This window comes from Winogradskyella ouciana (assembly GCF_009709615.1).
Classification (GTDB): Bacteria; Bacteroidota; Bacteroidia; order Flavobacteriales; family Flavobacteriaceae; genus Winogradskyella; species Winogradskyella ouciana.
The window spans coordinates 202291-228337 of sequence record NZ_WJYA01000007.1; the positions used below are offsets into that span (position 1 = coordinate 202291).

29 protein-coding genes and 2 tRNA genes are annotated in these 26047 nt (G+C 34.5%); 16 read left to right on the forward strand and 15 right to left on the reverse strand.

Annotation, left to right across the window (positions count from 1 at the left end; translation table 11 throughout):
* The first annotated feature begins 2 nt into the window (after positions 1-2).
* The 3 genes from F1003_RS12710 to F1003_RS12720 all read left to right on the forward strand — a co-directional run bounded on the left by F1003_RS12710 (position 3) and on the right by F1003_RS12720 (position 2261).
* Complete coding sequence (locus tag F1003_RS12710; RefSeq protein WP_155089808.1) at positions 3-674, forward strand: Crp/Fnr family transcriptional regulator; 672 nt, start codon at positions 3-5, stop codon at positions 672-674.
* A 73-nt stretch (positions 675-747) separates the two neighbouring features.
* Positions 748-1614, forward strand: coding sequence for an anti-sigma factor (locus F1003_RS12715; protein WP_155089845.1), 867 nt, complete (start codon positions 748-750; stop codon positions 1612-1614).
* 77 nt (positions 1615-1691) lie between these two features.
* A complete protein-coding gene (locus tag F1003_RS12720) occupies positions 1692-2261 on the forward strand; it encodes a TlpA family protein disulfide reductase (protein ID WP_155089809.1) in 570 nt (189 codons plus the stop codon).
* A gap of 1 nt (position 2262) precedes the next feature.
* On the opposite strand, the gene F1003_RS12725 is transcribed toward F1003_RS12720, so the two are convergent.
* The 6 genes from F1003_RS12725 to F1003_RS12750 all read right to left on the reverse strand — a co-directional run bounded on the left by F1003_RS12725 (position 2263) and on the right by F1003_RS12750 (position 6258).
* A complete protein-coding gene (locus tag F1003_RS12725) occupies positions 2263-2709 on the reverse strand; it encodes a sterol desaturase family protein (protein WP_155089810.1) in 447 nt (148 codons plus the stop codon).
* Positions 2710-2729: 20 nt separating this feature from the next.
* Complete coding sequence (locus F1003_RS12730) at positions 2730-3569, reverse strand: phytoene/squalene synthase family protein (protein ID WP_155089811.1); 840 nt, start codon at positions 3567-3569, stop codon at positions 2730-2732.
* Between the two features lie 20 nt (positions 3570-3589).
* Complete coding sequence (crtID, locus tag F1003_RS12735; protein WP_155089812.1) at positions 3590-5050, reverse strand: bifunctional phytoene desaturase/3,4-desaturase; 1461 nt, start codon at positions 5048-5050, stop codon at positions 3590-3592.
* A gap of 7 nt (positions 5051-5057) precedes the next feature.
* Positions 5058-5957, reverse strand: coding sequence for a MerR family transcriptional regulator (locus tag F1003_RS12740; RefSeq protein ID WP_162306976.1), 900 nt, complete (start codon positions 5955-5957; stop codon positions 5058-5060).
* 88 nt (positions 5958-6045) lie between these two features.
* A tRNA-Leu gene (locus F1003_RS12745) sits at positions 6046-6129 on the reverse strand.
* Between the two features lie 56 nt (positions 6130-6185).
* A tRNA-Lys gene (locus F1003_RS12750) sits at positions 6186-6258 on the reverse strand.
* 130 nt (positions 6259-6388) lie between these two features.
* Between F1003_RS12750 and F1003_RS12755 the strand changes: the two genes are divergently transcribed.
* Positions 6389-6910 carry a shikimate kinase gene (locus tag F1003_RS12755; protein WP_155089813.1) on the forward strand — a complete coding sequence of 174 codons (522 nt, stop codon included), beginning with the start codon at positions 6389-6391 and terminating at the stop codon, positions 6908-6910.
* Here F1003_RS12755 and F1003_RS12760 read toward each other — a convergent pair.
* Together F1003_RS12760 and F1003_RS12765 are read right to left on the reverse strand one after the other, a co-directional pair.
* Positions 6902-7405, reverse strand: a complete 504-nt coding sequence (locus tag F1003_RS12760; RefSeq protein WP_155089814.1) for a phosphoribosyltransferase family protein — start codon at positions 7403-7405, stop codon at positions 6902-6904. The two genes, F1003_RS12755 and F1003_RS12760, sit on opposite strands and share 9 nt — an antisense overlap.
* 36 nt (positions 7406-7441) lie before the next feature.
* On the reverse strand, positions 7442-7810 hold the full coding sequence (locus F1003_RS12765) for an RNA-binding S4 domain-containing protein (protein WP_155089815.1): 369 nt from the start codon (positions 7808-7810) through the stop codon (positions 7442-7444).
* A gap of 134 nt (positions 7811-7944) precedes the next feature.
* Between F1003_RS12765 and F1003_RS12770 the strand changes: the two genes are divergently transcribed.
* Complete coding sequence (locus F1003_RS12770) at positions 7945-8886, forward strand: FKBP-type peptidyl-prolyl cis-trans isomerase (RefSeq protein ID WP_155089816.1); 942 nt, start codon at positions 7945-7947, stop codon at positions 8884-8886.
* A 66-nt stretch (positions 8887-8952) separates the two neighbouring features.
* Here the strand turns inward: F1003_RS12770 and F1003_RS12775 are convergent, their stop codons facing one another.
* From F1003_RS12775 to F1003_RS12785, 3 genes are read right to left on the reverse strand one after another with little or no spacing between them, the layout of a single operon-like run.
* Complete coding sequence (locus F1003_RS12775; protein ID WP_155089817.1) at positions 8953-9552, reverse strand: outer membrane beta-barrel protein; 600 nt, start codon at positions 9550-9552, stop codon at positions 8953-8955.
* A 54-nt stretch (positions 9553-9606) separates the two neighbouring features.
* On the reverse strand, positions 9607-10560 hold the full coding sequence (locus tag F1003_RS12780) for a transketolase family protein (protein ID WP_155089818.1): 954 nt from the start codon (positions 10558-10560) through the stop codon (positions 9607-9609).
* Between the two features lie 42 nt (positions 10561-10602).
* A complete protein-coding gene (locus tag F1003_RS12785; protein ID WP_155089819.1) occupies positions 10603-11448 on the reverse strand; it encodes a transketolase in 846 nt (281 codons plus the stop codon).
* Positions 11449-11614: 166 nt separating this feature from the next.
* Between F1003_RS12785 and tgt the strand changes: the two genes are divergently transcribed.
* From tgt to F1003_RS12840, 11 genes are all read left to right on the forward strand, one after another.
* On the forward strand, positions 11615-12745 hold the full coding sequence (gene tgt / locus F1003_RS12790) for a tRNA guanosine(34) transglycosylase Tgt (protein WP_155089820.1): 1131 nt from the start codon (positions 11615-11617) through the stop codon (positions 12743-12745).
* A gap of 57 nt (positions 12746-12802) precedes the next feature.
* Entirely contained in the window at positions 12803-13825 is a 1023-nt protein-coding gene (locus F1003_RS12795; RefSeq protein WP_235898383.1) for an LptF/LptG family permease, read from the forward strand.
* The gene (locus F1003_RS12800; protein ID WP_155089822.1) at positions 13812-14720 is read left to right on the forward strand and encodes a DMT family transporter; all 909 of its coding nucleotides are present in this window, start codon (positions 13812-13814) and stop codon (positions 14718-14720) included. The genes F1003_RS12795 and F1003_RS12800 overlap by 14 nt, the downstream gene beginning before the upstream one ends.
* A 48-nt stretch (positions 14721-14768) precedes the next feature.
* Positions 14769-15722: an acetyl-CoA carboxylase carboxyltransferase subunit alpha gene (locus F1003_RS12805; protein WP_155089823.1), complete on the forward strand. Its 954-nt coding sequence runs from the start codon at positions 14769-14771 to the stop codon at positions 15720-15722.
* A 169-nt stretch (positions 15723-15891) separates the two neighbouring features.
* Positions 15892-17424 (forward strand): replicative DNA helicase, encoded by a 1533-nt coding sequence (gene dnaB, locus F1003_RS12810; protein ID WP_155089824.1) that lies wholly within the window; start codon positions 15892-15894, stop codon positions 17422-17424.
* A gap of 71 nt (positions 17425-17495) precedes the next feature.
* Positions 17496-18530: an AI-2E family transporter gene (locus F1003_RS12815; RefSeq protein ID WP_155089825.1), complete on the forward strand. Its 1035-nt coding sequence runs from the start codon at positions 17496-17498 to the stop codon at positions 18528-18530.
* A 64-nt stretch (positions 18531-18594) separates the two neighbouring features.
* Positions 18595-19512, forward strand: a complete 918-nt coding sequence (locus F1003_RS12820) for an aminotransferase class IV (protein WP_155089826.1) — start codon at positions 18595-18597, stop codon at positions 19510-19512.
* Positions 19505-20230, forward strand: coding sequence for a sulfotransferase-like domain-containing protein (locus F1003_RS12825; RefSeq protein ID WP_155089827.1), 726 nt, complete (start codon positions 19505-19507; stop codon positions 20228-20230). Before F1003_RS12820 ends, F1003_RS12825 begins: the two co-directional genes overlap by 8 nt.
* Before the next feature lie 146 nt (positions 20231-20376).
* On the forward strand, positions 20377-21561 hold the full coding sequence (locus F1003_RS12830) for an asparagine synthetase B (protein ID WP_155089846.1): 1185 nt from the start codon (positions 20377-20379) through the stop codon (positions 21559-21561).
* Positions 21562-21610: 49 nt separating this feature from the next.
* Complete coding sequence (locus tag F1003_RS12835) at positions 21611-21889, forward strand: EF-hand domain-containing protein (protein ID WP_155089828.1); 279 nt, start codon at positions 21611-21613, stop codon at positions 21887-21889.
* Between the two features lie 7 nt (positions 21890-21896).
* Positions 21897-22319 (forward strand): secondary thiamine-phosphate synthase enzyme YjbQ, encoded by a 423-nt coding sequence (locus tag F1003_RS12840; protein ID WP_155089829.1) that lies wholly within the window; start codon positions 21897-21899, stop codon positions 22317-22319.
* A 79-nt stretch (positions 22320-22398) separates the two neighbouring features.
* Here the strand turns inward: F1003_RS12840 and rplT are convergent, their stop codons facing one another.
* From rplT to thrS, 4 genes are all read right to left on the reverse strand, one after another.
* A complete protein-coding gene (rplT, locus tag F1003_RS12845) occupies positions 22399-22743 on the reverse strand; it encodes a 50S ribosomal protein L20 (RefSeq protein ID WP_155089830.1) in 345 nt (114 codons plus the stop codon).
* A gap of 102 nt (positions 22744-22845) precedes the next feature.
* Positions 22846-23043, reverse strand: coding sequence for a 50S ribosomal protein L35 (gene rpmI / locus F1003_RS12850; protein WP_155089831.1), 198 nt, complete (start codon positions 23041-23043; stop codon positions 22846-22848).
* 64 nt (positions 23044-23107) lie between these two features.
* Positions 23108-23659 (reverse strand): translation initiation factor IF-3, encoded by a 552-nt coding sequence (gene infC / locus F1003_RS12855; protein ID WP_162306979.1) that lies wholly within the window; start codon positions 23657-23659, stop codon positions 23108-23110.
* Positions 23660-23692: 33 nt separating this feature from the next.
* Positions 23693-25633, reverse strand: coding sequence for a threonine--tRNA ligase (gene thrS / locus F1003_RS12860; protein ID WP_155089832.1), 1941 nt, complete (start codon positions 25631-25633; stop codon positions 23693-23695).
* Positions 25634-26047: the final 414 nt, after the last annotated feature.

Below are 26047 nucleotides of genomic sequence, written 5' to 3' on the forward strand. Positions count from 1 at the left end.
AAATGCAGTCAATATGGTTCTTTGACGATGTTAACCTTTTTAAGGTGCTCTGTCCACACAAGTTCAAAAAATATAAGGATTGCCACGACTTTAATTCTTATAGAAAGAGTGATTATATTTATTTTGAAGAAGACAATGCCAATAAGATTTACCTCATAGAAAAAGGAAAAGTTAAAATAGGCTATTACAAAGAAGATGGCTCTGAGGTTATTAAGGCCATTCTAGGTAAAGGAGAGCTTTTTGGTGAAAAAGCCATACTCGGAGAGCAAAAAAGAGATGAATTTGCCCAATCTATAGACAATAAAACGTCAATTTGTCCAGTAGGAGTAAATACAATGCACCAATTGATGAGAGACAACCAAACCTTTAGTTTTAAAGTCTATAAGTTTATTGGTTTTAAGTTTAAAAAATTAGAGCGTAGACTTCAATTATTAATGTTTAAAGATACTAAAACCCGTCTAGTGGAATTCATTAATGAGCTTTGTGCAGATTACGGTTACGATTGTGAAAAAACAGGAAATAAGATCATAAAGCATCCTTATACACAAAAAGATATAGCCTCTTTAATCGGTACTTCACGACCAACTCTCAACATCTTAATGAACGAGTTGAAGAACCATAACCATATAGATTTCAATAGAAAAGAAATAAAATTACTCAAAAATATAGCTTAGTGTTAGCTAGCTAACATTTTATCACAACTTCACACTTTAATTTTGGAATACAAATTTTAAAATAAAAAAAGTGATGATTAAAAAAATGTTTTTTGCAGCCTTGGCATTTGGTTTTTTTGCCACGTCTTGCAGTAGTGACGACGACAACAGTCCAACAAATTCTGAGTTGACTTTAAACCTGAGTGGTTTAGAAGCCTTAGGAACAGATTATGTTTATGAAGGTTGGATTATTGTAGATAAAAACCCGGTTTCTACCGGTACATTTAGTAGCGTAGTTTTTCCACAGAGTTTTTCGGTAAATACTATGCAACTAAATGAGGCCTCGGCTTTTGTGCTTTCAATTGAGCCAGCTGTTGATAATGACCCAGCACCAGCAGCCACTAAGATATTACGTGGTGAGTTTTCAGGCAGTACAGCTTCAGTTAATACGGATCTCATAGGAGATTTTAGTAATGCTTCGGGAGCCTTCTTTTTAAGAACTCCAACGGATGAGACTTCTGGTAATAATATGAATGATCAATATGGTGTTTGGTTCGGTACACCAGGTATGCCACCATCTCCAAACTTTAATTTACCGACTTTGCCAGTTGGATGGGCTTATGAAGGATGGGTTGTGGGTGACTCAGGGCCTTTATCGACAGGGACTTTTACACAATTCAATGCTGTAGATAGTGCCGCATCTTTTAGCGGTACCGCACAGGCAGGACCACCAGTACCTGGAGAAGATTTCTTTATGAATGCACCAACAGGCGAAACATTTCCATTGGATATTAGAGGAAGAACAGTAGTGATTTCGGTAGAGCCTGTACCAGACGATTCGCCTGCTCCTTTTGCTATAAAACCTTTAGTTGGAACTGCTGGGAATGATACCGCACCAGCAACCCATGCTTTTGGTCTAAATCTAGCGTCTTTACCGACGGGATTAGTGACCAGAAATTAAAAAACTCCATTTATTTTGTTAGATTTGAAGCGTATGTATTCTTTATTGAATAGTACGCTTCATTGATGTTAATTTTTATGGTTAAACGCAAACGGGTAAATATTTCAAGTATCATATTTGTAGTAGCAATTGTTCTTCTGATAATTCCTGCGACACGAACCCACATTCAAGTGGTTTTGCATAAAGGATTGAGCTATATCAATCAATCATCACTAATAGAAGAGGGCGAAAGAGTAAAGGTTACATATTCCAATTGGATATTAAAATCAGATAATAAAGAGGTTTTAAATTTTAATGACACAAAAAATAAAGTGGTGTTGATTAATTTCTGGGCTACTTGGTGTGCACCGTGTATAGCGGAAATGCCGAGTTTGCAAAAGCTATATGAAAAATATGGTAATGAGGTTGAGTTTTTATTTGTAACTAACGAGTCTGCTAAGACCATACAAGCTTTCAAAAACAAAAAGAATTATACATTTCCTGTTTACATCAGAAGGTCTGACGTTCCAAAAGAATTAATTACAAGATCAATTCCTCGAACTTTTATCATCAATAAAAAAGGAGAGATAGTCATTGATGAATCTGGTGCTGTGGACTGGTATAGTGAAACTGTAAGAAACCAGTTAGGCCAATTGCTGGCAGAGTAACCTATTTAAAATACTTAAACGGTACGATTAACATTCCAAAATTTTCACCTTTTTCCTTTCCTAAATGCTTGTGATGGATTTTATGCGCACGTCTAACACCACGTGCATACTTATTATCGATATTACGCAACCACTTAAAACGCTGATGTATAAATATATCGTGAACAATAAAATAGGCAATACCATACATTAAAATCCCCAAGCCTATAGGCAATGTGTACCATAAGCCTTCATAATTCCAGAGATAGAAGCATATTATGCTTACTGCAGCATAGAAGATGAAGAAGGCGTCATTTCGCTCAAACCAGCTATCGTGGTCTTTGTGGTGGTGGTCTTTATGGAGACTCCATAAAAACCCATGCATTATGTATTTGTGTGTAAACCATGCATTAAATTCCATAATAAAAAATGTTCCTAAGAAAATCAATATCCAAAAAACAGTTTGCATAATAGTCGTCTTTTAAAAATTTAGAGTAAGTTCAATTGATATTTTACATAACTCCGAGTAAGTAACTCTACTTTTTTATAGTTGGGTACGCGTATTCTCGCAGATTTAATTTCTAAAGCAGGTGTCTTTTTGAGTTTTTGTAATAATTTATTGTAATAACGGTAAGCCATAAACACACCAAATTTAGCGTCTAAAGGTAATCGTTTTATACCATTTAAGCCCTTTGCAAAGTCTGCTTCAATGTCTGAAATGATATTCTGTTTAGAAATTTCATCTAAATTGTTTAAATCCGTATTAGGGAAATATGTTCTATTTAAACCTTCAAAATCTGCTTTTAAATCGCGTAGAAAATTTACTTTTTGAAAAGCCGAGCCCAAACTCATTGCAGAGTCTTTTAAGTCTTCATATTTTTCATTATCTCCTTTAACAAAAACCTTTAAACACATAAGCCCAACAACATCCGCAGAACCATAAATATAGTATTTATACTCTTCCTCAGTCAAATAATCCTTTTTACTAAGGTCTAATCTCATACTGTCCATAAATGCATCGACAAGATGTTTGTCTATGCCGTAGTTATGATAGGTTTCTTGAAATGAATTTAAAATGGGGTTTAAACTAATGTTATCCGTTAAGGCATTTTCCAAATCCTTTTCAAAATTTTTAAATAGCTTTTCCTTATCGTAATCGTGAAAAGTATCTACGATCTCATCAGCAAATCTTACAAACCCATAAATATTGTAGATATCCTGCCTTATGCTATCGGATAACATTTTTGTAGCCATTGAGAACGATGTGCTATAAGCATTTGTTACTGCTTTGCTACACTCTTTAGATACGTTGTCAAAAATTGATTTCATAGGCTTAATGTAATTAACTTTTAATGTTCATTCTTTTCAATCAATTCAGCTACAAGCTTTCCTGATATTAACGATGGTGGTACTCCGGGTCCAGGGACTGTAAGCTGCCCAGTAAAGTAAAGTCCATCTACTTTTTTACTTTTTAATTTTGGTCTTAAAAAGGCGGTTTGTCTTAAGGTATTTGCCATACCATAGGCGTTGCCTTTGTAAGAGTTATATTCACTTATAAAATCATTAACACAAAATGATTCTCTAAAAAGAATATGTTCTTTAATATTTTGATTTGTTCGTTTTTCAAAACGGTTTATTATAATATCAAAATATTGTTGTCTAAGCTCTGGAGTGTCTTCTAATCCTGGTGCGATTGGGATGAGGAAGAATCCCGTTTCGCAACCCTCTGGAGCCATGCTAATGTCCGTAACAGATGGAAAGTTAACATAAAATAATGGATTTTCAGGCCATTTCGGATCATCATATATTTCCTCAGCATGATTTTCAAAGTTAGTATCAAAAAACAGATTATGGTGCTCTATCCGTTTAAGTTTTTTACTAAAACCAACATAAAAGAGTAATGATGAAGGAGCAAATGTTCTTTTCTCCCAATAAGTTTCTGAGTATTGTCTATTTTTTTTATCTAATAAAGTTTCCGTGTGGTGATAATCTGCACCACTTAAAACGATATCTGATCTAACAGTATTCCCGTTGATTATTATACCTATAGCTCTATTGTTTTCTGTAACAATTTTTTCAACATTGCTGTTAGTATTAATCGTTACTCCTAGGTCCTCAGCCAATTTACTCATGGCTTTGACAATTTCGTACATTCCTCCTTTTGGATGCCATGTTCCCAATCCAAAATCTGCGTAGTTCATAAAACTATAAAATGACGGTGTTTGACTTGGTTTTGCACCTAGAAATAACACGGGAAATTCTAAGGTTGAAATTAATTTTGGATTTTTAAATTTCTTTCTAATTTCAGAACTGATCGTCTTAAAAAACCGATCTACTTTTGTAATTGTTTCCTTAGTAACCAGTTCAAAAGGGGAGACACCAGGTTTTAAAACTATTTTGTTTATGGCAATATCATAGTGATCTTGAGCTTGAGAGATAAATTTGCGTAGAGGTTTTGAGCTGCCTTTTTCTATGCGTTCAAATTCTTCACAAATCTGGTCCATGTGGTCGCCAATAGTAATAACTTCATCAGAAAAGAAAATTTTGTAGGCAGGGCTCAATTTGTCTAATTGATAGTAATCACTTGTGCTTTTCCCAAAATCATTGAAAAACTTCTCAAAAATATCTGGCATCCAATACCAGCTTGGACCAATATCAAAAGTGAACCCATCTTTAATGAGCTGCCTAGCTCTTCCTCCAACGGTATCATTTTTTTCATAAATTGATACGTTGTATCCAGCTTTAGCTAAATAACAGGATGCAGACAATGCTGAAAAACCCGAACCTATTATAGAAATTGTTCTACTCATTTATATATTAGACATTATCTAATAATGCTTGTATACTTTTGTATGCCTCAATACCTTCTGGAAGATTATCTAAATCTAATGAGTTTAGCATTTGTCCTAAAATCCAAAGTTTGGTATTGGTTTTACCTACAAGTAAATTATTAAAATCATTTATGTACTTTTCAATGTTATCCTTCTCTGGTTTAACGGTAAAGTAGGATATATAAATGATTTCATCATAGTAATTTTTGAGATCTACCAAGCTTTCTAATGGCACACTAAATCCAAGAAAAATAGATTGATATCCTTTACTGACCAATTGGTGATTAATAAACATCAGGCCCAATTCATGTATTTCATTTTCAGGAAGGTACAGTACAAATGTTTTTTTAGACTTGTTAACCTGTTTAGATTGAATTTTTTCAGTATTGATTAATATTTTTTGTCGTATTAGTGATGATAAAAAATGCTCATGGGCAGGAGTAATAGTATCAGTTTGCCATAAAAGACCTATTTCCGTTAAAAGCGGAATAAATATATCGTAGAAAATTGCATCGAAGGGTTTTTCTTTTAATAGGCCATTGTAAGTATTGTAAAAAAGAGTTTGATCAAAATTTAGCATTGACAGCTTAAAGGCATTTATTGCATGACTTTCAAAATTGTTTTCTGATGCTATTTCTCTAACTAGAAGGGGTATTTTGTGCTCTTCAATAGTTGCTATTTTAGAAATTTTATACCCGTTATTATTAAGATAACTAACGTTTAATAATTTCTGAAAATTGGCGAGATCGTAATATCTAATATTGGTGTCAGTACGCTTAGGTTGAAGCAAATTATAGCGCTTTTCCCATATTCTTATGGTATGGGCTTTAATACCTGTAAGATTTTCTAAATCTTTAATACTAAATTGATTCTTAATATTGTTCACTTTTTTTTACGAATAGTTAAACAAAAATAAGATTAATATTCGTAAGATTAGTTTAATTAACAAAAAATAAGGAAAATAAATGAGAAAGTGCGCACGAGAAGACTCGAACTTCCACGGACTAATGTCCACCAACCCCTCAAGCTGGCGCGTCTACCAATTCCGCCACGTGCGCAAAGTAATGAAGTAAAGATAAAAAAAAAGTTAAGCTTTTTTTTGCTTAACTTTTTGTGACCGGGCTGGGGCTCGAACCCAGGACCCTCTCCTTAAAAGGGAGATGCTCTACCAACTGAGCTACCCGGTCAATAATTGTTCTCTTTAACGAGGGTGCAAATATAAAATGTTTAATTAATAAAACAATACTTTTTTTGCTTAAATTTTTGTTTTTTTGTGGTGTGCTTCTCTAGTCAATTAATAATCAAAATATAGCGCCAATGATAGTAGTTTTAATGGGATATATGGGATCAGGAAAATCTACTATAGGTAAGGAATTGGCTACTCTTTTGAAATACAATTTCTTAGACCTTGACGACTATATTTCTGAAAAAGAAAACGCAACGATTTCAGATATATTTAAGGATAAAGGAGAAATCTATTTTAGAAAGAAAGAAACTGAATATCTAAAAGAAATCATCGACTCTTATAATGATATTGTGTTGGCTCTTGGTGGAGGTACTCCATGTTATGGAAATAATTTAAAGATTTTAAATGATGATAAAAAGGTTGTGACTATTTATTTAAAGTTATCGATACCGCTTTTAGCTACAAGGCTTTATGCAGAACGTGATAATCGACCATTGATTAGCCATTTAAGTTCAGAAGAAGAATTGTTGGAATTTATCGGGAAACATATTTTTGAACGTACGCAATATTACAACCAAGCACAGCATATAATCACAACAGATCATCAAACAAAGAAAGACATTTTAGAAGCTATTCTGTTAGAGTTAATCTAAATAAGCTTCATAAGGTTGTTTAGACAAATTCACATGCACATGCTCAAAAAGCGAGGTAGATAAAGAGATACCTTTAAAATCTGCCTTAACAGGGAATTTTTTATGATTGCGGTTTACCAAAACAGCCGTTTTAAATTGTTTTAAAGGCACATCTAAAAAGTGTTTTATACCATATATAAGTGTACTGCCAGAATTTAAGACATCATCAATGAGTACAATAGATTTATTGGTGTAATCTTCTTTATCAATTGATGTTTTTATAGGGCTAGTCGGTTCTTTTTTGTCTATAGTAACCTTACATAGATTAGACTCAATATCAGAAATCTTATCTAGCTGTTGTTTTATTTTTCGAGCTAAAATGTAACCGTTACTTTCAATACCAGCTATTACAATTTCAGTTTCATCAACATTACATTCATAAATCTGATAAGCTATACGTTTTATCTTATGCTCAATTTCCTTGTGACTTAAAATTGTATTTTTTGTTAGTGTCATTTGCTATTTTTTACAAAGATAAAGAATGGTTATTTATTATTCTTCCTCATAGAAGTCATCAATATCTCGTCTGTCTTTTTTTGTAGGTCGCCCAGTTCCTTTTTTCCTGTAATAATCTTTGCTATACTTTAAGAGTTCTTTAGCAGCAAATGCATCTTTAGGAGTTGTATCCGTTCTATAAATATCTACAAGCTTGGCACCGACACGATTTGGAGGTATGTCATTAACCGTTAATTGGTAAATGACTTGATCCTTTCTTAACTCAATTTTATCCGTTGGATACACCTCTCGCGATGGTTTTGCTACAACACCATTAACTTTAATGTGCCCTTTTTTACAAGCTTTTGTTGCAACACTGCGAGTTTTGTAATACCGCACACACCATAAATATTTATCAATACGCATATATTTTTTAACTAAAATCTACGTTAATCTTATTGTACAAAAATATTATTTTAATGTATCTTGCGGCCAATAATTAAGCAATAATGAACCTTGTAATGGATTTGTGGTAACCTATTACATGAAATACTAAAAATATGAAACTAAAATCTCTAAAATTAACACTTTGTTTAATGGCACTTGTAGTCGTCTTTAATTCTTGTAAAGAAGATGATGGACCTACTGTAACATTTGAAGAAAGAGATAGAACCGAACAGCAAATGGCAGATAAGGATTCTATCATGGATTATTTAAATACACATTACTACAATTCTAGCTTGTTTGAAAGTGGTACCAATCACAGAATAGATGATATCCTTATTACTGAATTGTTAGAGGGCGAAACTGTACCAGACGGTAATACTCTGCTTATTAATGCTGTAGAAACACATTCTACAACCTATCTAGAAACTGATTACGAATATTATATTTTACGACTTAATCAAGGTGGAGGTGAAGCTCCTAAATTTACGGATGAAGTACGTGTAAGATATGAAGGGTTCTTAGTTGAGACTGAAGATATATTTGATGGAGTAGCTACACCAATTGATCTGCCTATGCAAGGTATAGGATTTGCTGGCGGAGTAATTAGAGGCTGGCAACTTATTTTACCAGAATTTAATACCGCGAGTAGTTTTATGACTAACAATGGTATTGTAGAATACGACGATTATGGTTTGGGAGTAATGTTCATCCCATCAGGATTAGCTTATTTTTCTGGAAGTCAACCAGATATTCCTGCATATTCTAGTTTAGTTTTTAAGTTTGAATTGTTACAATATCAAGAAGATGATCATGATAGTGATGGTGTACCTTCACACCTAGAAGATCTTAATGGTAACCTTGATGTATTAGATGATGATACTGATGAAGATGGAGCGCCAGATTATATAGATTTGGATGATGATGGAGACGGTGTATTAACCATTCATGAAGATTTAAATGAAGATGGTGATCCTACCAATGACGATTCAGATAATGATGGAATTCCTAATTACTTAGATGCAGATTCTACCCAATCTAATCAGGAAGATTCATAGATTCTATGTTATAAAAATAAAAAGCCGCTTATGAGCGGCTTTTTTTTTGATATTTATTGATGCTTTTTATAAAGCAATAGATAAACTTAAGATTAATTGATCTGGTCTTGTATCAATTCTACTTGCTGTACCAGAACCTAAATTGTTGTTTATAAAAGTAGCTTCGTTATCATTAAAGCCTCTTTCATATCTCAAATCGATTCCAACTTTATTAAAGCTTAATCCAATTCCGAAATTTAGACCTACTGTAAAATCGTCTTCCACATTATCTATTTCAATCCCATCAAATTCTGTATCAAGGATATATTGTAGTGAAGGACCTCCAAAAACACTTATTGGCCCTAGAACTTTTAGACCTACCAAAAGTGGCGCATCAAGTTTTCTTACATTAAAATCATTATTCTCGTAATCACTTTTTGTTGCTGTGTAGATTAATTCTGGTCTAAAGTAAAGTCTGTCTCCAATTTTACCGAAGATACCAACATGGTAACCGATATTACGATCAGGGTTTTTTGCATTTTCACCGATGGATTCAAAGTAATCTCCGTTGGCACTATAGTTTAAACCGCCTTTAAACCCAAAAGCACTTCCTTCCTGAGCACTTATACTAAAACTAAATAATGCTAAAATTGCAGCTAAGAAAGCTGACTTTTTTAAATTTTTCATATTGTTCGTTTTTAAGATTAGGTATCTAATATCAAAAACGTTGCCAAGATGAAGTTATTTTCTTTTTAAAACTTTTTTTACCGCTTTCTCTATAGCAGAACTATTCAAACCATATTTATCCATGAGTTGAGCTGGCGTACCAGATTCACCAAATGTATCGTTTGTAGCAACAAACTCTTGAGGTGTTGGTTGGTGCAATGCCAAAACCCTGGCAACACTTTCTCCTAGACCACCTAAATAGTTGTGTTCCTCCGCAGTTACTACGCAACCTGTTTTAGAAACAGAATCTAAAATGGCATTGTCGTCTAAAGGCTTAATAGTGTGAATATTGATAACTTCAGCACCAATACCTTCTTCGTGTAATGCTTTTGCTGCTTCTAGAGCTTCCCAAACTAAATGACCTGTTGCCACTATGGTAACATCGTTTCCGTCGGTAAGTTTTACAGCCTTTCCTATTTCAAAATCACCATTCTCTGGAGTGAAGTTAGCCACTTTAGGTCTTCCAAATCTTAAGTAAACAGGACCATGATGTTTTGCTATAGCTAAAGTTGCCGCTTTTGTTTGGTTATAATCACAGGTGTTGATTACTGTCATCCCAGGAAGCATCTTCATTAAGCCAATATCTTCAAGAATTTGGTGGGTTGCTCCATCCTCACCAAGAGTTACACCAGCATGAGACGCACATATTTTTACATTTTTATCTGAGTAAGCAACACTTTGTCTTATCTGGTCATAAACTCTACCTGTTGAGAAGTTAGCAAAAGTCCCAGTAAATGGAATTTTACCTCCAATGGTCATACCTGCTGCAATACCTATCATATTAGCCTCTGCAATACCAACCTGAAAAAAACGTTCTGGGTGGTTGGCTTTAAACTCATCCATTTTTAATGAACCCGTTAAATCTGCACAGAGTGCGACAACATTTTCATTGGTTTTGCCCAATTCTGTTAAACCAGCTCCAAAGCCAGAGCGTGTATCTTTATTTCCTGTGTTTGTATATGTTTTCATAGTAATGCCCACGAAAGTGGGTATCTTTTTAATTAATAACTATTAGTAGTCTCCTAAAGTTTCAGGATTTTGCGCTAAGCCTATTTCTAGTTGCTCGTCATTTGGTGCCTTGCCATGCCAAGCGTGTGTATGCATCATAAAATCCACACCATTACCCATTACCGTTTGTAAAAGCACGCAAACAGGTTTTCCTTTTCCGGTCATTGTTTTAGCTTCAGCCATACCTTTTAGAATGGCTTCAATATTATTACCATTTTTTATTTCTAAAACGGTCCATCCAAAGGCTTCAAATTTTGCTCTTAAATTTCCTAGAGGTAAAACATTATGCGTGGCTCCGTCAATTTGTTGACCGTTTACATCTATGGTAGAAATTAAGTTGTCTATTTTGTTTCCGGCAGCATACATTATAGCTTCCCAATTCTGTCCTTCCTGTAACTCGCCATCACCATGCAAACTGTAAACTAAATGCTTATCGTTATTTAGTTTTTTAGTTTCAGCAGCACCAATAGCCACAGACATTCCTTGTCCTAGCGAACCAGAGGCTACACGGACACCTGGTAAACCTTCGTGAGTGGTTGGGTGACCTTGTAAACGAGAATCTATTAACCTAAACGTATTGAGTTCATCAACAGGAAAATATCCAGCTCTTGCTAAAACACTATAAAAAACTGGTGAGATATGACCGTTGGACAGAAAGAATAGATCTTCTCCAATACCGTCCATATCAAAACCGTCCTTGGTTTCCATAATTTCGTTATAAAGCGAAACAAAAAATTCGGCACAACCAAGTGAACCTCCTGGATGCCCAGAATTTACTTTATGTACCATACGTAAAATATCTCTACGAACTTGAGTAGTTAAATCTTCTAATTGCTGAATGTTTGGCATATTGCGTTGCTTAAATTGATGGTGCAAAAATAGTTTTTTATAAGCCCCTTACAAAAACGGATTGCAGTCACTTATTAACGATTTTGAGGATTTGCTAACAATTTTAAACTTTATTAAGACATGAATGCAATTGAGTTATTTATATTTGCCAGCAGACATAATTTTGATGAATTTTAAACGCTTAGCAAAAGATAAAGACACAAAGGCCAGAGCTGGAGTTATAACTACGGATCATGGTACAATTGAAACTCCGATTTTTATGCCTGTTGGTACGGTAGCTTCTGTTAAAGGAGTACATCAACGCGAGTTAAAGAACGATATCAATCCAGATATTATCCTTGGTAATACCTATCATTTATATCTAAGACCACAAACACCAATTTTAGAACAAGCTGGTGGACTACACAAGTTCATGAACTGGGATCGAAATATTTTGACGGATTCTGGTGGTTATCAAGTGTATTCATTATCTGCAAACCGAAAAATTAAGGAAGAGGGAGTAAAGTTCAGGTCTCACATCGATGGGAGTTATCATTTTTTCACTCCAGAAAATGTAATGGAAGTACAACGCAGTATTGGAGCAGATATAATAATGGCATTTGATGAGTGTACACCATACCCTTGTGATTATAACTATGCAAAACGCTCTATGCACATGACGCACCGTTGGTTAGAGCGTTGCTTAACGCATTTAAAAAAGACACCGTTCAAATACGATTATGAACAAACGTTTTTTCCAATAGTTCAAGGAAGTACTTATAAAGATTTAAGACAACAGTCTGCAGAATATATTGCTAATGCAGGAGCTGAAGGAAATGCCATAGGAGGCTTATCCGTTGGCGAACCAGCCGAAGAAATGTATGCCATGACCGAAGTTGTATGTGATATCTTACCAGAAGATAAACCAAGATATCTTATGGGAGTAGGTACACCAATCAATATACTAGAGAATATAGCGTTAGGTGTAGATATGTTTGATTGTGTGATGCCAACAAGAAATGCCAGAAACGGTATGTTGTTTACAGCTCATGGAACCATTAACATTAAAAACAAAAAGTGGGCAGATGATTTCTCACCAATAGATGAAATGGGAATCACTTTTGTAGATACCGAGTATAGTAAAGCCTATTTAAAGCATTTATTTACGGTTAAAGAGTTGCTAGGTATGCAAATAGCTACTATTCATAATCTTGGTTTTTATCTGTGGTTGGTAAGAGAAGCGAGAAAACATATTATAGAAGGTGATTTTGGAGCCTGGAAAGACAAGATGGTAAAACAAATGGATAAAAGATTATAAGGCTTGAAAATCTTAGATTGGTACATATTAAAACGTTACTTGTTTACATTTCTCATGATGTTGCTACTGTTTATTCCTATAGGAATTACAGTAGATCTCGCTGAAAAAGTAGGTAAAATTTTAGAGAACAAAGCCCCTTTTGGTGAAGTAACCGCATACTATATAGACTTTACGGTTTACTTTGCTAACCTATTGTTTCCACTGTTCTTATTTCTATCCGTGATTTGGTTTACGTCTAAGTTGGCCAATAATACAGAGATTGTCGCTTTTTTAAGTTCAGGAGTGTCATTTTCTAGATTTTTAAGACCATACTTAATAGGTGCCACCATTGTTGCTGGATTTGCTTTGGTTTTGGGCATGTATTTAGCACCAATTGCAAGTCAAGGCTTTAATGAATTTAAATTCAAATACTTAAAAAAGAACAAACAAGTACAAAAGACAAGAGATGTTTATCAGCAAATCAATGATAATGATTATATCTATGTAAGTAATTTTATTCCTGAACGTAAAGTGGGTATGAATTTTACTTACGAACATTTTGAGGGCAATGAGTTGAAGTATAAAATATTTGCTGATAATATTAGATATATAGAAAAAGACAGTGCATATAGACTGACATCTTTTCTGAAGAGATCCTTTGAAAACGGAATAGAAACTGTAGAAAAGGAAAGAAGAAAAGATATAAAATTGCCTTTTGAACTTGAAGACTTAACACCTGTTGAATATGCAGCTGAAACCAAATCCTATGGAGAGCTGTTAAAATTTATTGAAGCAGAGAAAAGACGAGGTTCACCCAATATAGGTCGTTATGAGGTTGTTCTGCTCAAAAAATGGAGCTTACCGGTTTCCATATTTATTCTTACCATTATAGCTGTGGCGGTTTCATCCGTTAAACGTCGTGGAGGTATGGGAGTCAATTTGGCATTTGGTATTGCCATAGCCATGATCTACGTTTTCTTCGATAAGATTTTTGGTGTTATGGCAGAACAGTCTAATTTCCCTGCAATCATCGCGGTATGGTTTCCTAATGTATTATTTGGTATTTTAGCAGTATACCTTCTGCAAAATGCCAAACGCTAAACTAAAGCATTACCTTCATTTACACTTGCTGGTTTTCATTGCTGGTTTTACAGCTATTTTAGGTGAATTGATCACTATTGGCGCTTTAGCTTTGGTCTGGTACAGAATGGCTATAGCCGGAATTTTGATGCTCTTATACATTAAAATCATCAGATTAAACATTAAAATCACTAAACGTACCTTTTTGCAATTTTCTGCTGCGGGTATCATTATAGCGCTACATTGGATCACTTTTTTTGAAGCCATTAATCAAGCTAATGTATCCATTGCATTGGCTATGTTTTCTTCGGGCGCATTTTTTGCTTCGTTTATAGAGCCTATATTTTTCAAAAGACGAATTTTAGGTTACGAAATCTTATTTGGTCTAATAGTGATTTTGGGTGTATTCCTAATAACTAGTAGTGAAATGGGATATATCAACGGTATTGTTTTAGGTCTGCTTTCAGCACTGTTTTCAACCTTGTTTGCAGTCATTAATGGACGATTTATTGAACGTTATAATGCCACGGTGATTTCGTTTTACGAGTTTATAAGCGGTGTGCTTTTTTTAACAGTGTTTATCCTTTTGTCAGGTATGGAATTCAATGCTGAATTTTTTACGCTTTCGCAAATGGATTGGATTTATATTTTCATTTTAGCATCAGTCTGTACAGCATATGCTTTTATAGGAGCGGTTGAAGTAATGCGATATATTAGTCCGTACACTGTAATTTTAAGCTATAATTTAGAACCAGTTTATGGTATAGCTATGGCATTGATATTATTTCCCGAAACGGAGAAAATGTCTCCACAGTTTTATATAGGTGCTACTCTGGTGATTGCAACTGTACTTATGGATGCGGTATTGAAAAACTACAAAAAGCGAAAAACCAAAACCAATACAATTATCAATTAACTTATTATATTTGCATACTAACTAAAACAAAAAACAATTTCAAATTGTATGGAATACTTAGAGTTTGAATTACCCATAAAAGAACTAGAAGAACAGCTATCTAAATGTCAAATCATTGGTGAGGAAAGTGATGTAGATGTCACCGAAACCTGTAAGCAGATTGAGAAAAAACTAGCTGAGACCAAAAAAGAAATTTATAAGAATCTCACAGCTTGGCAACGTGTTCAGTTGTCTCGTCATCCAGACAGACCTTATACTTTAGACCATATTAAAGCGCTTTGCGGAGAGACATTTTTAGAACTTCATGGAGATAGAAATGTTAAGGACGACAAAGCCATGATTGGTGGTCTTGGAAAAATTGGAGATCAATCGTACATGTTCATTGGACAACAAAAAGGTTATAACACAAAAACAAGACAGTACCGTAATTTCGGAATGTCGAATCCAGAGGGTTATCGCAAAGCTTTGCGTTTAATGAAATCTGCCGAAAAATTTGGAATTCCTGTTGTGACTTTAATAGATACTCCTGGTGCTTATCCAGGACTGGAAGCTGAAGAGCGAGGGCAAGGAGAAGCAATAGCAAGAAATATTCTAGAAATGTCACGTCTTAAAGTGCCAATCATTACTGTCATCATTGGAGAAGGAGCTTCAGGTGGTGCATTGGGTATTGGAGTAGGAGATAAAGTGATGATGTTAGAGAATACATGGTACTCGGTTATCTCACCAGAGTCTTGTTCTTCTATTTTATGGAGAAGTTGGGAATATAAAGAACAAGCTGCTGAGGCATTAAAACTAACTGCTAAGGATATGAAGCGCATGAAGCTTGTGGACCAAATTATTAAAGAACCACTTGGTGGAGCTCATACTAATAGAGAAAAAACATTTTCAGCTGTTAAAGATGCGATAGTTAAATCTTATGAAGAGCTCAAAAACTTATCACCAAAAGAACTGGTGAAACAACGCATGGAAAAATATGATGAAATGGGAGTCTATAAAGATTAAATCCACTAAACATAGGTAACTAAAAAAAACTGAGGTTTAAGCTTCGGTTTTTTTTATCGCTATTAACAATATATTTAAGTTATTAACAGTTAGATTGTTGAAGACCTGTTGAGATTGAAAATTGATTAGTATGCAGTTCGTCGATACTATTTAACTACTTTTGTTCCTTATGAAACAACCAAAACCAATACCTGGCTATAAAGTCGATAAAAGCACTATCATCAGCTTAGAGAAGGGTAAAATACCACCTCAAGCCATTGATTTAGAAGAAGTTGTGCTTGGGGCAATGATGATTGACAAAAAAGGTGTTGACGAAGTAATTGACATTTTAAGTCCTGAGTCTTTCTACAAAGATGCGCATAAACACATCTTTGAAGCAATTTTCAAATTATTTGAAAATAGTGAACCAGTCGACTTATTAACCGTTTCGAGCCAATTAAAGAAAGATGAAAAACTAGATTTAATTGGAGGTGATTTTTACCTCATTTCTTTGACTCAACGTGTGTCATCTTCAGCTCATATTGAGTTTCATGCACGTATTATCCTTCAAAAGTATATTCAAAGAAGCTTAATTAAGATTTCTAACGAAATTATTGAAGAGGCTTACGACGAAACCAAAGATGTTTTTGATTTGTTGGACAATGCAGAAGCCAAGCTTTACGAAGTTACTCAAGGTAATGTTAAGAAATCAACCGAGACGGCTCAGAGTTTGGTTATCCAGGCAAAAAAGAAGATAGAAGATATTTCGAATAAAGAAGGTCTTAGTGGAATTCCGACAGGTTTTGATAAAGTAGATAAGTTAACTTCTGGCTGGCAACCTTCAGATTTAATTATTATCGCTGCTCGTCCTGGTATGGGTAAAACCGCTTTAACATTAACTATGGCGAGGAATATTGCTGTAGATTTTAATCAGGCTGTAGCATTTTTCTCTTTAGAGATGTCATCTGTTCAATTAATCACTAGGCTAATATCTAGTGAAACTGGTTTATCTTCTGAAAAACTAAGAACAGGAAAATTAGAAAAGCATGAATGGGAACAGCTTAACGTAAAAGTTAAGACCCTAGAAAAGGCACCACTGTTTATTGATGATACACCATCATTATCTATTTTCGACTTACGTGCTAAAGCGAGAAGGCTAAAATCACAATACGATATTAAAGTCATTATGGTTGACTACTTGCAATTAATGACTGCTGGTGGAAGTCAGAAAGGGGGAAATCGTGAGCAGGAGATTTCAACTATCTCACGTAACCTTAAGGCTTTGGCTAAGGAATTAAGTGTCCCGGTTATTGCGTTGTCACAGTTATCTCGAGCTGTAGAAACACGTGGTGGTAGTAAACGACCATTGTTATCAGATTTACGTGAATCTGGTGCGATTGAGCAAGATGCGGATATTGTGTCCTTCATTTATAGACCAGAATATTATAAAATTGATGAGTGGGATGATGAAGAACGCTCACCAACCGAAGGACAAGGAGAGTTTATTGTGGCAAAACACAGAAATGGTGGATTGGACAATATAAGACTGAAGTTCGTTGGCCATTTAGGTAAGTTTGATAATCTCGATGATTTTGATACACCTTTTGGTGAATTCCATTCAAAAATGAATGCCGCAGCCAATGACGATACTTTTAGACCAGATAATTTACCAAACCCATCTGATGCTTTTGATGGGCCTGAAGATGACGGAGTACCTTTTTAACAGCATTTTATAAGTTTCACAATTCTTTTTTGACGTATCTTTACATTTCGCTATTTTAAGAAAATTGCCTCATGTTAGAACAGAGACGTACAACAAATATTCTGTTGTTGATTATAGTAATTCCACTAGTATTTTATCTACTTAAAATACTCTCCTTTATATTCATTCCATTAATATTCTCAATGTTTATTGCGTTATTGTTTTTACCATTAATGCGGTGGTTAGGCAGACGTAACGTACCTAAATTTATTAGCATAATTATTGTTTTGCTTTTGGTTGCAGGTGGTTTAAAATTGGGAGTTGAATTGGTGAGATTATCTAGTAAGGAAATATTAGCAACAAAATCTGAGTTCATTCCTAAGGCAGAGGAGAAATTGAGTGATTTAAAAGTTTATGCTTTTGAAAATTTTGGGATTGAATTTGAAGACAATAAAAACCCTCTGGCTCAATTTTTTCAAAAAGAAAATTTAGGCTCTACAATTGGGTTTTTAAATTCATTTTTAACGATGCTTTTAATGACCGTGTTTTTTGTGGTACTATGGTTGGCTGAATCAATAAATGTTCATAAACTTCTAAACAACACATTGCTGAGGCAAAAATATACTTCTGTAAAAACATTTATGAAGATTGAAAAAGATCTTATAAAATTTATTAAGGTAAAAGTATTAGTAAGTGCCCTAACTGGCTTATTTACGGGTTTAATGTGTGTATTTTTTGATGTGAGTTTCCCTATTTTTTGGGGTCTATTTGCATTTGCCATAAATTTTGTGCAGATGGTTGGTTCGTTTATATCTGTGATTTTCCTTTCAATCTTTGCCTTTGTAGAGTTAGACCCAACAAGTACGTTGTTCTTTTTTGTACTGGCAATAACTTTAGTACAAGTAACTTTTGGAGCCATTTTAGAACCTATATTTATGGGTAAATCTTTTTCAATTAATGTTATTGCTGTTTTAGTTATGCTTATGTTTTGGGGTTTTCTGTGGGGAATTCCTGGTCTAATTATGGCGATACCAATAACTGTATTCATCAAAATTATTCTAGACCAGTTTCCAAGTACTAAAATCATTGCTAGTTTGCTTTCTGGTAAGCAAACTACAATAGAATAGGATCATAGTTTTTTTGCTGTAAATATCTAATTTTAAGTATCTTTCTACTTTAAAAATTACTGGTATGGTACACGGCACTCACAATGCTCAAGATGATTCTAGAAACGATTCTATTCTTATATCTATTAATGATGAACTTTTTAAACGTAATGAAGCTAAGATATCTGTGTTTGATAGTGGTTATTTAGTAGGTGATGGTGTTTGGGAAGCCTTGCGATTACATAATGGTGTTTTGGTTTTCTTGGAAGATCATTTTAAACGTTTGTGGCAATCAGCAAAGACTGTTGGGATGTCGTTACCGTTCACAAAAGAAGAGCTGACAAATAGAGTTTGGAAAATCATAAATGCCAATAACATGACGGATGGTGTTCATGTTAGAATAATGATTACAAGAGGCATAAAAAAAACACCATCACAAGATCCAAGGTTAACAATCTTAGGACCTAATGTGGTCATAATTCCTGAGTATAAAAAAGCATCCAAAGATTCAAAAGAAAAAGGAATTAGCTTATTTACAAGTACAATCAGAAGAGGCTCGCCAGATTATTTAGACCCAAGATTAAATTGCCATAGTAAACTGCATGAAGTGCAAGCGTTGATTCAGGCCATAGAAGCTGGTGCAGACGAAGCATTGATGTTAGATGTTAACGGTTTCGTTTCTACTTGTAATGCCACAAATTTTTTTATTGTGAAAGATGGTGAGGTTTGGACGTCAACCGGCAAATATTGTATGAATGGTATTACCAGAGCCAAAGTTATTGAGGTCTGTAGCTCAAATAATATTCCTTGTAAAGAAAAAGACTTTTCATTATTTGATGTGTACGGAGCTGATGAGGCGTTTGTAACCGGAACTTTTGGAGGTTTAACTCCAGTGACAAAAATTGATGGACGAACCATTGGAGAAGGAGGATTTGGTAAAATGACGAGAAAACTGAGCCACCTTTATGAAGAACTAATTGAAACTAATGTAAAACATGGCTAAAACAAAACGTATATGTTTATGGTCTGGGCCGCGCAATATTTCAACAGCTTTAATGTATTCCTTCGCGCAACGATCAGATACTAAAGTGTTTGACGAACCACTTTATGCTTTTTATTTAAGAAATCATCCTGAAGCACATAGTTATCATCCAGGCGCAGAAGATATTCTAGAAACCATGGAGAATGATGGAGATAAAGTTGTGGATATGCTGTTGACCAATACTGAAAAGCCAGTGCTGTTCTTTAAGCATATGACGCATCATTTATTGGATTTGGATAGGGATTTTATGAAAGAAACCGTTAATGTGATTTTAACTAGAGATCCGATAGACATGTTGCCTTCTTTTGATAAGGTTATTAAAAATCCATCTCTTCATGATGTAGGTTATGAGTTGCATATAGAATTACTAGACTATTTCAAAAAACATAATATTCGTTTCTCGGTGTTAGATTCTAGAAAAGTATTACAAAACCCTAGAAAAACACTTCAAAAGTTATGTGATTTTGCCAAAATACCTTTCGATGAAAACATGTTGTCTTGGCAGCCACAACAACGAGAAGAAGATGGATTATGGGCTAAATTCTGGTATCATAATGTGCACAAATCAAGTGGATTTCAAAAGTATAAACCAAAAGAGAAACCATTCCCAGAGCATCTTAATGAACTTCTAAACCAGAGTCAGCCACACTATAATAAGTTACTGAGATATGCTTTATAGGTCTTAAAAGAATTATAAATCACATAGCGATAGACTAAAATTTGACTATATTTCGTTCTAAATCTATGAACTTGAAAAAAATAGTCTTAATAATATTTACCCTTTTCTTCAGCTTTAATGCGTATGCTTCTTATATTCTTATTCCTATGGATGCCGAATCGCAAGAGAATCATTTAAAGGCCTATGGTGTTACGTATTGGACGCTCGAGCGAGAGCTTAAGGTGAAATGGTTACTCAATTACAGAGGAGGATCATTTTTATTGCCAGATGCAGATATCATTCAACGCGAATGCCAAATAAGAGGAGTCTCATTTGAGGTTATTTCAGATTCTAAAGCTGCTGAAATTTTAGATAAAATCAGTAGCCCAGCCGTAAACCAAGAAGCTGTAGTTTTAGAGAAGGCACCAAAGATTGCTGTTTATACTCCTTATGGTAAACAACCTTGGGATGATGCCGTAACTATGGTTTTGACGTATGCAGAGATCCCTTATGAAACCATTTATGATGAAGAAGTTCTAAAGGATGAATTATTGCTCTATGATTGGTTACACTTACATCACGAAGATTTTACCGGCCAATATGGAAAGTTTTACAGAACCTATCGTTCTGCCGCTTGGTATATAGAAGAAAAGAAAGCTGCGGAAGCCTTGGCGACAAAATTAGGATATGATAAAGTATCTGATGCCAAATTAGATGTAGCATTGAAGATAAGGGATTATGTTGTTGGTGGCGGATTTATGTTTGCCATGTGCTCTGCAACAGATAGTTTTGATATTGCACTATCTGCAGAAGGAGTTGATATCTGTGAACCTATGTTTGATGGAGATGGCAGCGATCCTGGTTATCAAAATAAAATTGACTATTCAAAAACATTTGCTTTTAAGGATTATATTTTAGAAAGAAGCCCAAATGTTTATGAGTTTTCATCTATCGATATGACACAGAAGCGTCAAATTCCATTCAAAACAGACTATTTTTCTCTGATGGAGTATTCTGCTAAATGGGATCCTATTCCAACCATGTTGACACAAAACCATACATCTTTGGTAAAGGGTTTTATGGGACAGACAACATCATTTACAAGAGATCAAATAAAATCTAATGTTTTGGTTATGGGTGAAAATAGAACCAATGGTGAAGCCAAATATATTCATGGTATAAAAGGAAAAGGTTTCTTTACGTTTTATGGAGGTCACGACCCAGAAGATTACACCCATAGAGTAGGAGATCCAAAAACAGAACTAGATCTACACCCAACTTCGCCGGGTTATCGATTAATACTCAACAATGTTTTGTTTCCAGCTGCTAAAAAGAAGAAGCAGAAAACATGATATCATATAAGTTTTTTGTATTTTAAACTGGTAATTAATCCAAGTTAAAATGGGAAGAAAAGAAGATATACTAAATAAAATTCAAATTTTAATCACTAATCATTTTGACACTCCAGAAGAAGCATTTGCATTTTTTGACAAGGATGGTGATGGAAAACTATCAAAAGACGAAATTAAAAGACTATTGAAACAAGCGGAAATAAGTGGTTTTATTCGTGGTATTGTAAGTTCAAAACTTATAGAAGGCTATGATACGGATGGTGATGAACTTGTTGATTGGGAAGAATTTAAGTTAGCCATTGATGAAATTTCAGATGAATCTAAATAGATTTTAGATGAAATATTCTCAAAAAGAGATTAGATTAAGAGCTCATCCCAGAGGATTTCATTTGATAACCTCTGAAATATTAAACGCTATTCCTGAAATTAAGGGGATTTCTATTGGTCAATTACAAGTCTTTATAAAGCACACTTCGGCAAGTTTAACTATAAATGAAAATGCTGATCCTACAGTTAGGCAAGATTTCGAAAGTTACATAAATAAAATGGTGCCCGAAAATCAACCTTACTATAAGCACACCCTCGAGGGCTCTGATGATATGCCTGCTCACATAAAAGCATCTTTAATGGGCTCATCAGTTCAAATTCCGATAACAGATGGGAAGCTTAACCTAGGTATATGGCAAGGAGTTTATCTATGTGAGCATAGAAATAATGCTTCTAGAAGACATTTAGTGATTACAGCCTTTGGGAAGTAAAGATTAAAAACAAAAAATCCGATTCGTGAGAATCGGATTTTTATTAAGCGAAATGTTGTTATTAATTTGGCTAAAAGCCTTATTTAACTTTTTTAACTATAGCTTCAAAAGCTTCTGGGTGGTTCATTGCTAAATCGGCTAAAACCTTACGGTTTAAATCGATATTGTTAGCTTTTAATCCTCCCATAAATTTTGAATAGCTCATTCCATGTTGTCTTGCACCAGCGTTAATACGCATTATCCATAACGAACGGAATGTTCTTTTCTTGTTTCTACGGTCTCTATACGAGTATTGCATCGCTTTGTCAACCGCATTTTTTGCTACTGTCCAGACATTTTTACGTCTTCCCCAGTATCCTTTTGCTTGCTTAAGAACTTTTTTTCTTCTAGCTCTCTTCGCCACTGAATTTACTGATCTTGGCATTTCTTTAATTGTTTTTTGTAGTAGGCGACCAAAATTGGTACTTGCTAAATAATTTTGCCTAACTCCAGGGTTTATAAATTGTTTTAACCGATTAAAACAGGGTTACTTTAAACGTAACATTGTTTTAATATTGTCCTCATCTGCTTTGTGTACCAAAGTATCATGAGTCAATCTTAGCTTACGCTTTTTAGATTTTTTTGTCAATATATGACTCTTAAAAGCGTGCTTTCTTTTAATCTTACCAGTGCCAGTTAGTTTGAAACGTTTCTTAGCACTCGATTTTGTTTTCATTTTAGGCATTTTGTCCTAGTTTTAATTTACGTTTCGCTTATTTTCATCCACCGAAGCCTAGGCGTAGGTGGTTTTACTTATTCTTTTTAGGAGCAATGAACATAATCATTCGCTTACCTTCAAGCTTTGGCATTTGTTCTACTTTACCATACTCTTCAAGATCTTGTGCCAATCTTAATAATAAGATTTGTCCTTGCTCTTTAAATACTATAGATCGTCCTTTAAAGAAAACGAATGCCTTTAATTTGGCACCATCTTTTAAAAACTTAATAGCATGTTTCTTTTTAAATTCGTAATCGTGGTCATCTGTATTAGGACCAAAACGAATTTCTTTAACAACAACTTTTGTTGCTTTAGATTTTAACGCTTTTTCTCGTTTCTTTTGTTCGTAAAGAAACTTTTTATAATCCATGACCTTACAAACAGGTGGCTTCGCATTTGGCGAAATCTCAACCAGATCCAAACCTTGCTCGTCAGCCATGGAAAGCGCTTTCTTAATAGGATATACTCCTACCTCTACGTTGTCTCCAACAACTCTTACTTCTTCGGATCTAATTTTAGAATTTATACGGTGTTTATCCTCTTGGGATTCACGTCTGTTATAACTTCTTCTGTTTCTACGTATTGCTATGACTTATATATTTAAATTAAACGTTAATTATTTAAAAGTTTTTAAACTTTTATTTACTCTTTCTTTTATAATTCTCGAAAAGTCTTCTACACTTATTGTGCCAAGGTCTTCACCACCATGTTCACGCACAGTAATTGTATTATCCTTTTCTTCTTGTTCGCCTACGATAATCATAAACGGAAACTTTTGCATTTCAGCTTCACGAATTTTCTTACCTACAGTTTCATTTCTGTTGTCTGCGAGGGCGCGAATTTCGTCATTTTCTAGCAAATTTAAAACTTTTTCGGCGTATTTTTCATATTTCTCACTTACAGAGAGTACAATAGCTTGTTCTGGCATTAGCCAAAGAGGGAAATTTCCGCCAGTGTGTTCTAGTAAAATAGCAATAAATCTTTCCATACTTCCAAAAGGCGCACGGTGAATCATAATTGGTCTGTGCATCTCATTGTCACTGCCTTTGTAGGTAAGATCAAAACGTTCTGGTAAAGTATAATCTACTTGAATTGTACCTAATTGCCATTGTCTTCCAAGGGCATCCTTAACCATAAAATCCAATTTCGGTCCATAAAAAGCCGCCTCACCCGTCTCAACAATATAATTTAATCCTTTGTCAATTGCAGCATTCAAAATAGCATCTTCGGCTTTTTTCCAGTTTTCATCACTACCTATATACTTTTCAGGATTGTCGGGATCTCTTAGCGATACCTGTGCTGTAAAATTTTCAAATCCTAGCGAGCCAAAGACATATAGCACTAAATCAATGACTTCTTTAAACTCGCTATCTAATTGATCGGGCGTACAGAAAATATGGGCATCATCTTGCGTAAAACCTCTAACACGTGTTAGGCCATGTAACTCACCACTCTGTTCATATCTATATACCGTACCGAATTCGGCAAAACGCTTAGGAAGTTCTTTATAGGAATAAGGTCTGTTGTTGTATATTTCACAGTGATGTGGGCAATTCATTGGCTTTAAAAGAAACTCCTCATCTTCTTTAGGTGTTTTTATAGGTTGAAAACTATCCTCTCCATATTTAGCATAATGCCCAGAAGTAACATACAGCTCCTTTTGACCAATATGTGGGCTGACCACCATTTCATAACCTGCTTTCTTTTGAGCGGCTTTAAGAAAGTTTTCTAAGCGTTCTCTTAAAGCAGCACCTTTCGGTAACCATAATGGTAAACCCTGTCCAACCTTTTGTGAAAAGGTGAAAAGTTCTAACTCTTTTCCAAGTTTTCTGTGATCACGTTTTTTGGCTTCTTCCAGTAACTCTAAATATTCTGTCAACTCTTTTTGTTTCGGAAACGATATTCCATAAACTCTAGTAAGTTGTTTTTCGTTTTCATCACCTTTATAATAAGCCCCAGCAACACTCAGTATTTTTACAGCTTTGATAATACCTGTATTAGGAATGTGGCCACCACGGCATAAGTCGGTAAAAGTTGAATGGTCGCAAAAGCTAATAGTGCCATCATCAAGGTTTTCAATTAGGTCAACTTTATATTCATTCTTACCTTTATAATAAGATAAGGCATCAGCTTTAGAAACTTCTCGCATTTCAAAATTGTGTTTCCCGCGAGCAATCTCTATCATTTTATTTTCAATGGCCTTAAAGTCCTTCTCAGAAATGACATCCTCTCCGAGGTCTACATCATAGTAAAACCCATTTTCAATAGCAGGACCAACCCAAAGCTTTACATTAGGGTATAGTTCTTCCAATGCCTGAGCTAAGACATGGGCAGATGAATGCCAAAAAGCTTTTTTACCTTCATCATCTCTCCATGTATATAATGTAAGACTGCCATCTGTGGTCAATGGAGTGGAGGTTTCAACAACTTCGTCATTGAATTTTGCTGAGATAACATTTCTTGCGAATCCTTCGCTAATATCTACAGCCACTTCATAAGGAGTTACATCTTTATCAAAAGATCTAACAGAACCGTCAGGCAGAGTAATTTTTATCATTATATTTTAGTGTAAATTTTAGCCCACAAAGATATACCTATATATATAAAGGACAAAGTGAAGTTTCTAATAAATATTTATGGTATTCCGCTTTTACTTTTAAGGAGCAAAAGCGGCGGGCTATCCGCTATATCTTTTGTTTTATACAAAAGGATGCCGCTACTATCCCTAATACACCAAACTAATAGGCTTATGATAAACAACTATAATAAGTGAAGTATAGTTAGGTTGCTATTAGTTTGTAAAAATTTACTATTGTAATCGACTATAAACAAGATCATTAAAAGGGTTATAAAAAACAAATAAAAATAAAATTAAAAAAGTCCTTGCTATAATAAAAAGGTGTTCTATATTTGCGCCCCGTTAGCGACGCGTTTGTGTTGTGGGCGGCAGTTCATTTCCATAAAAAGTGCG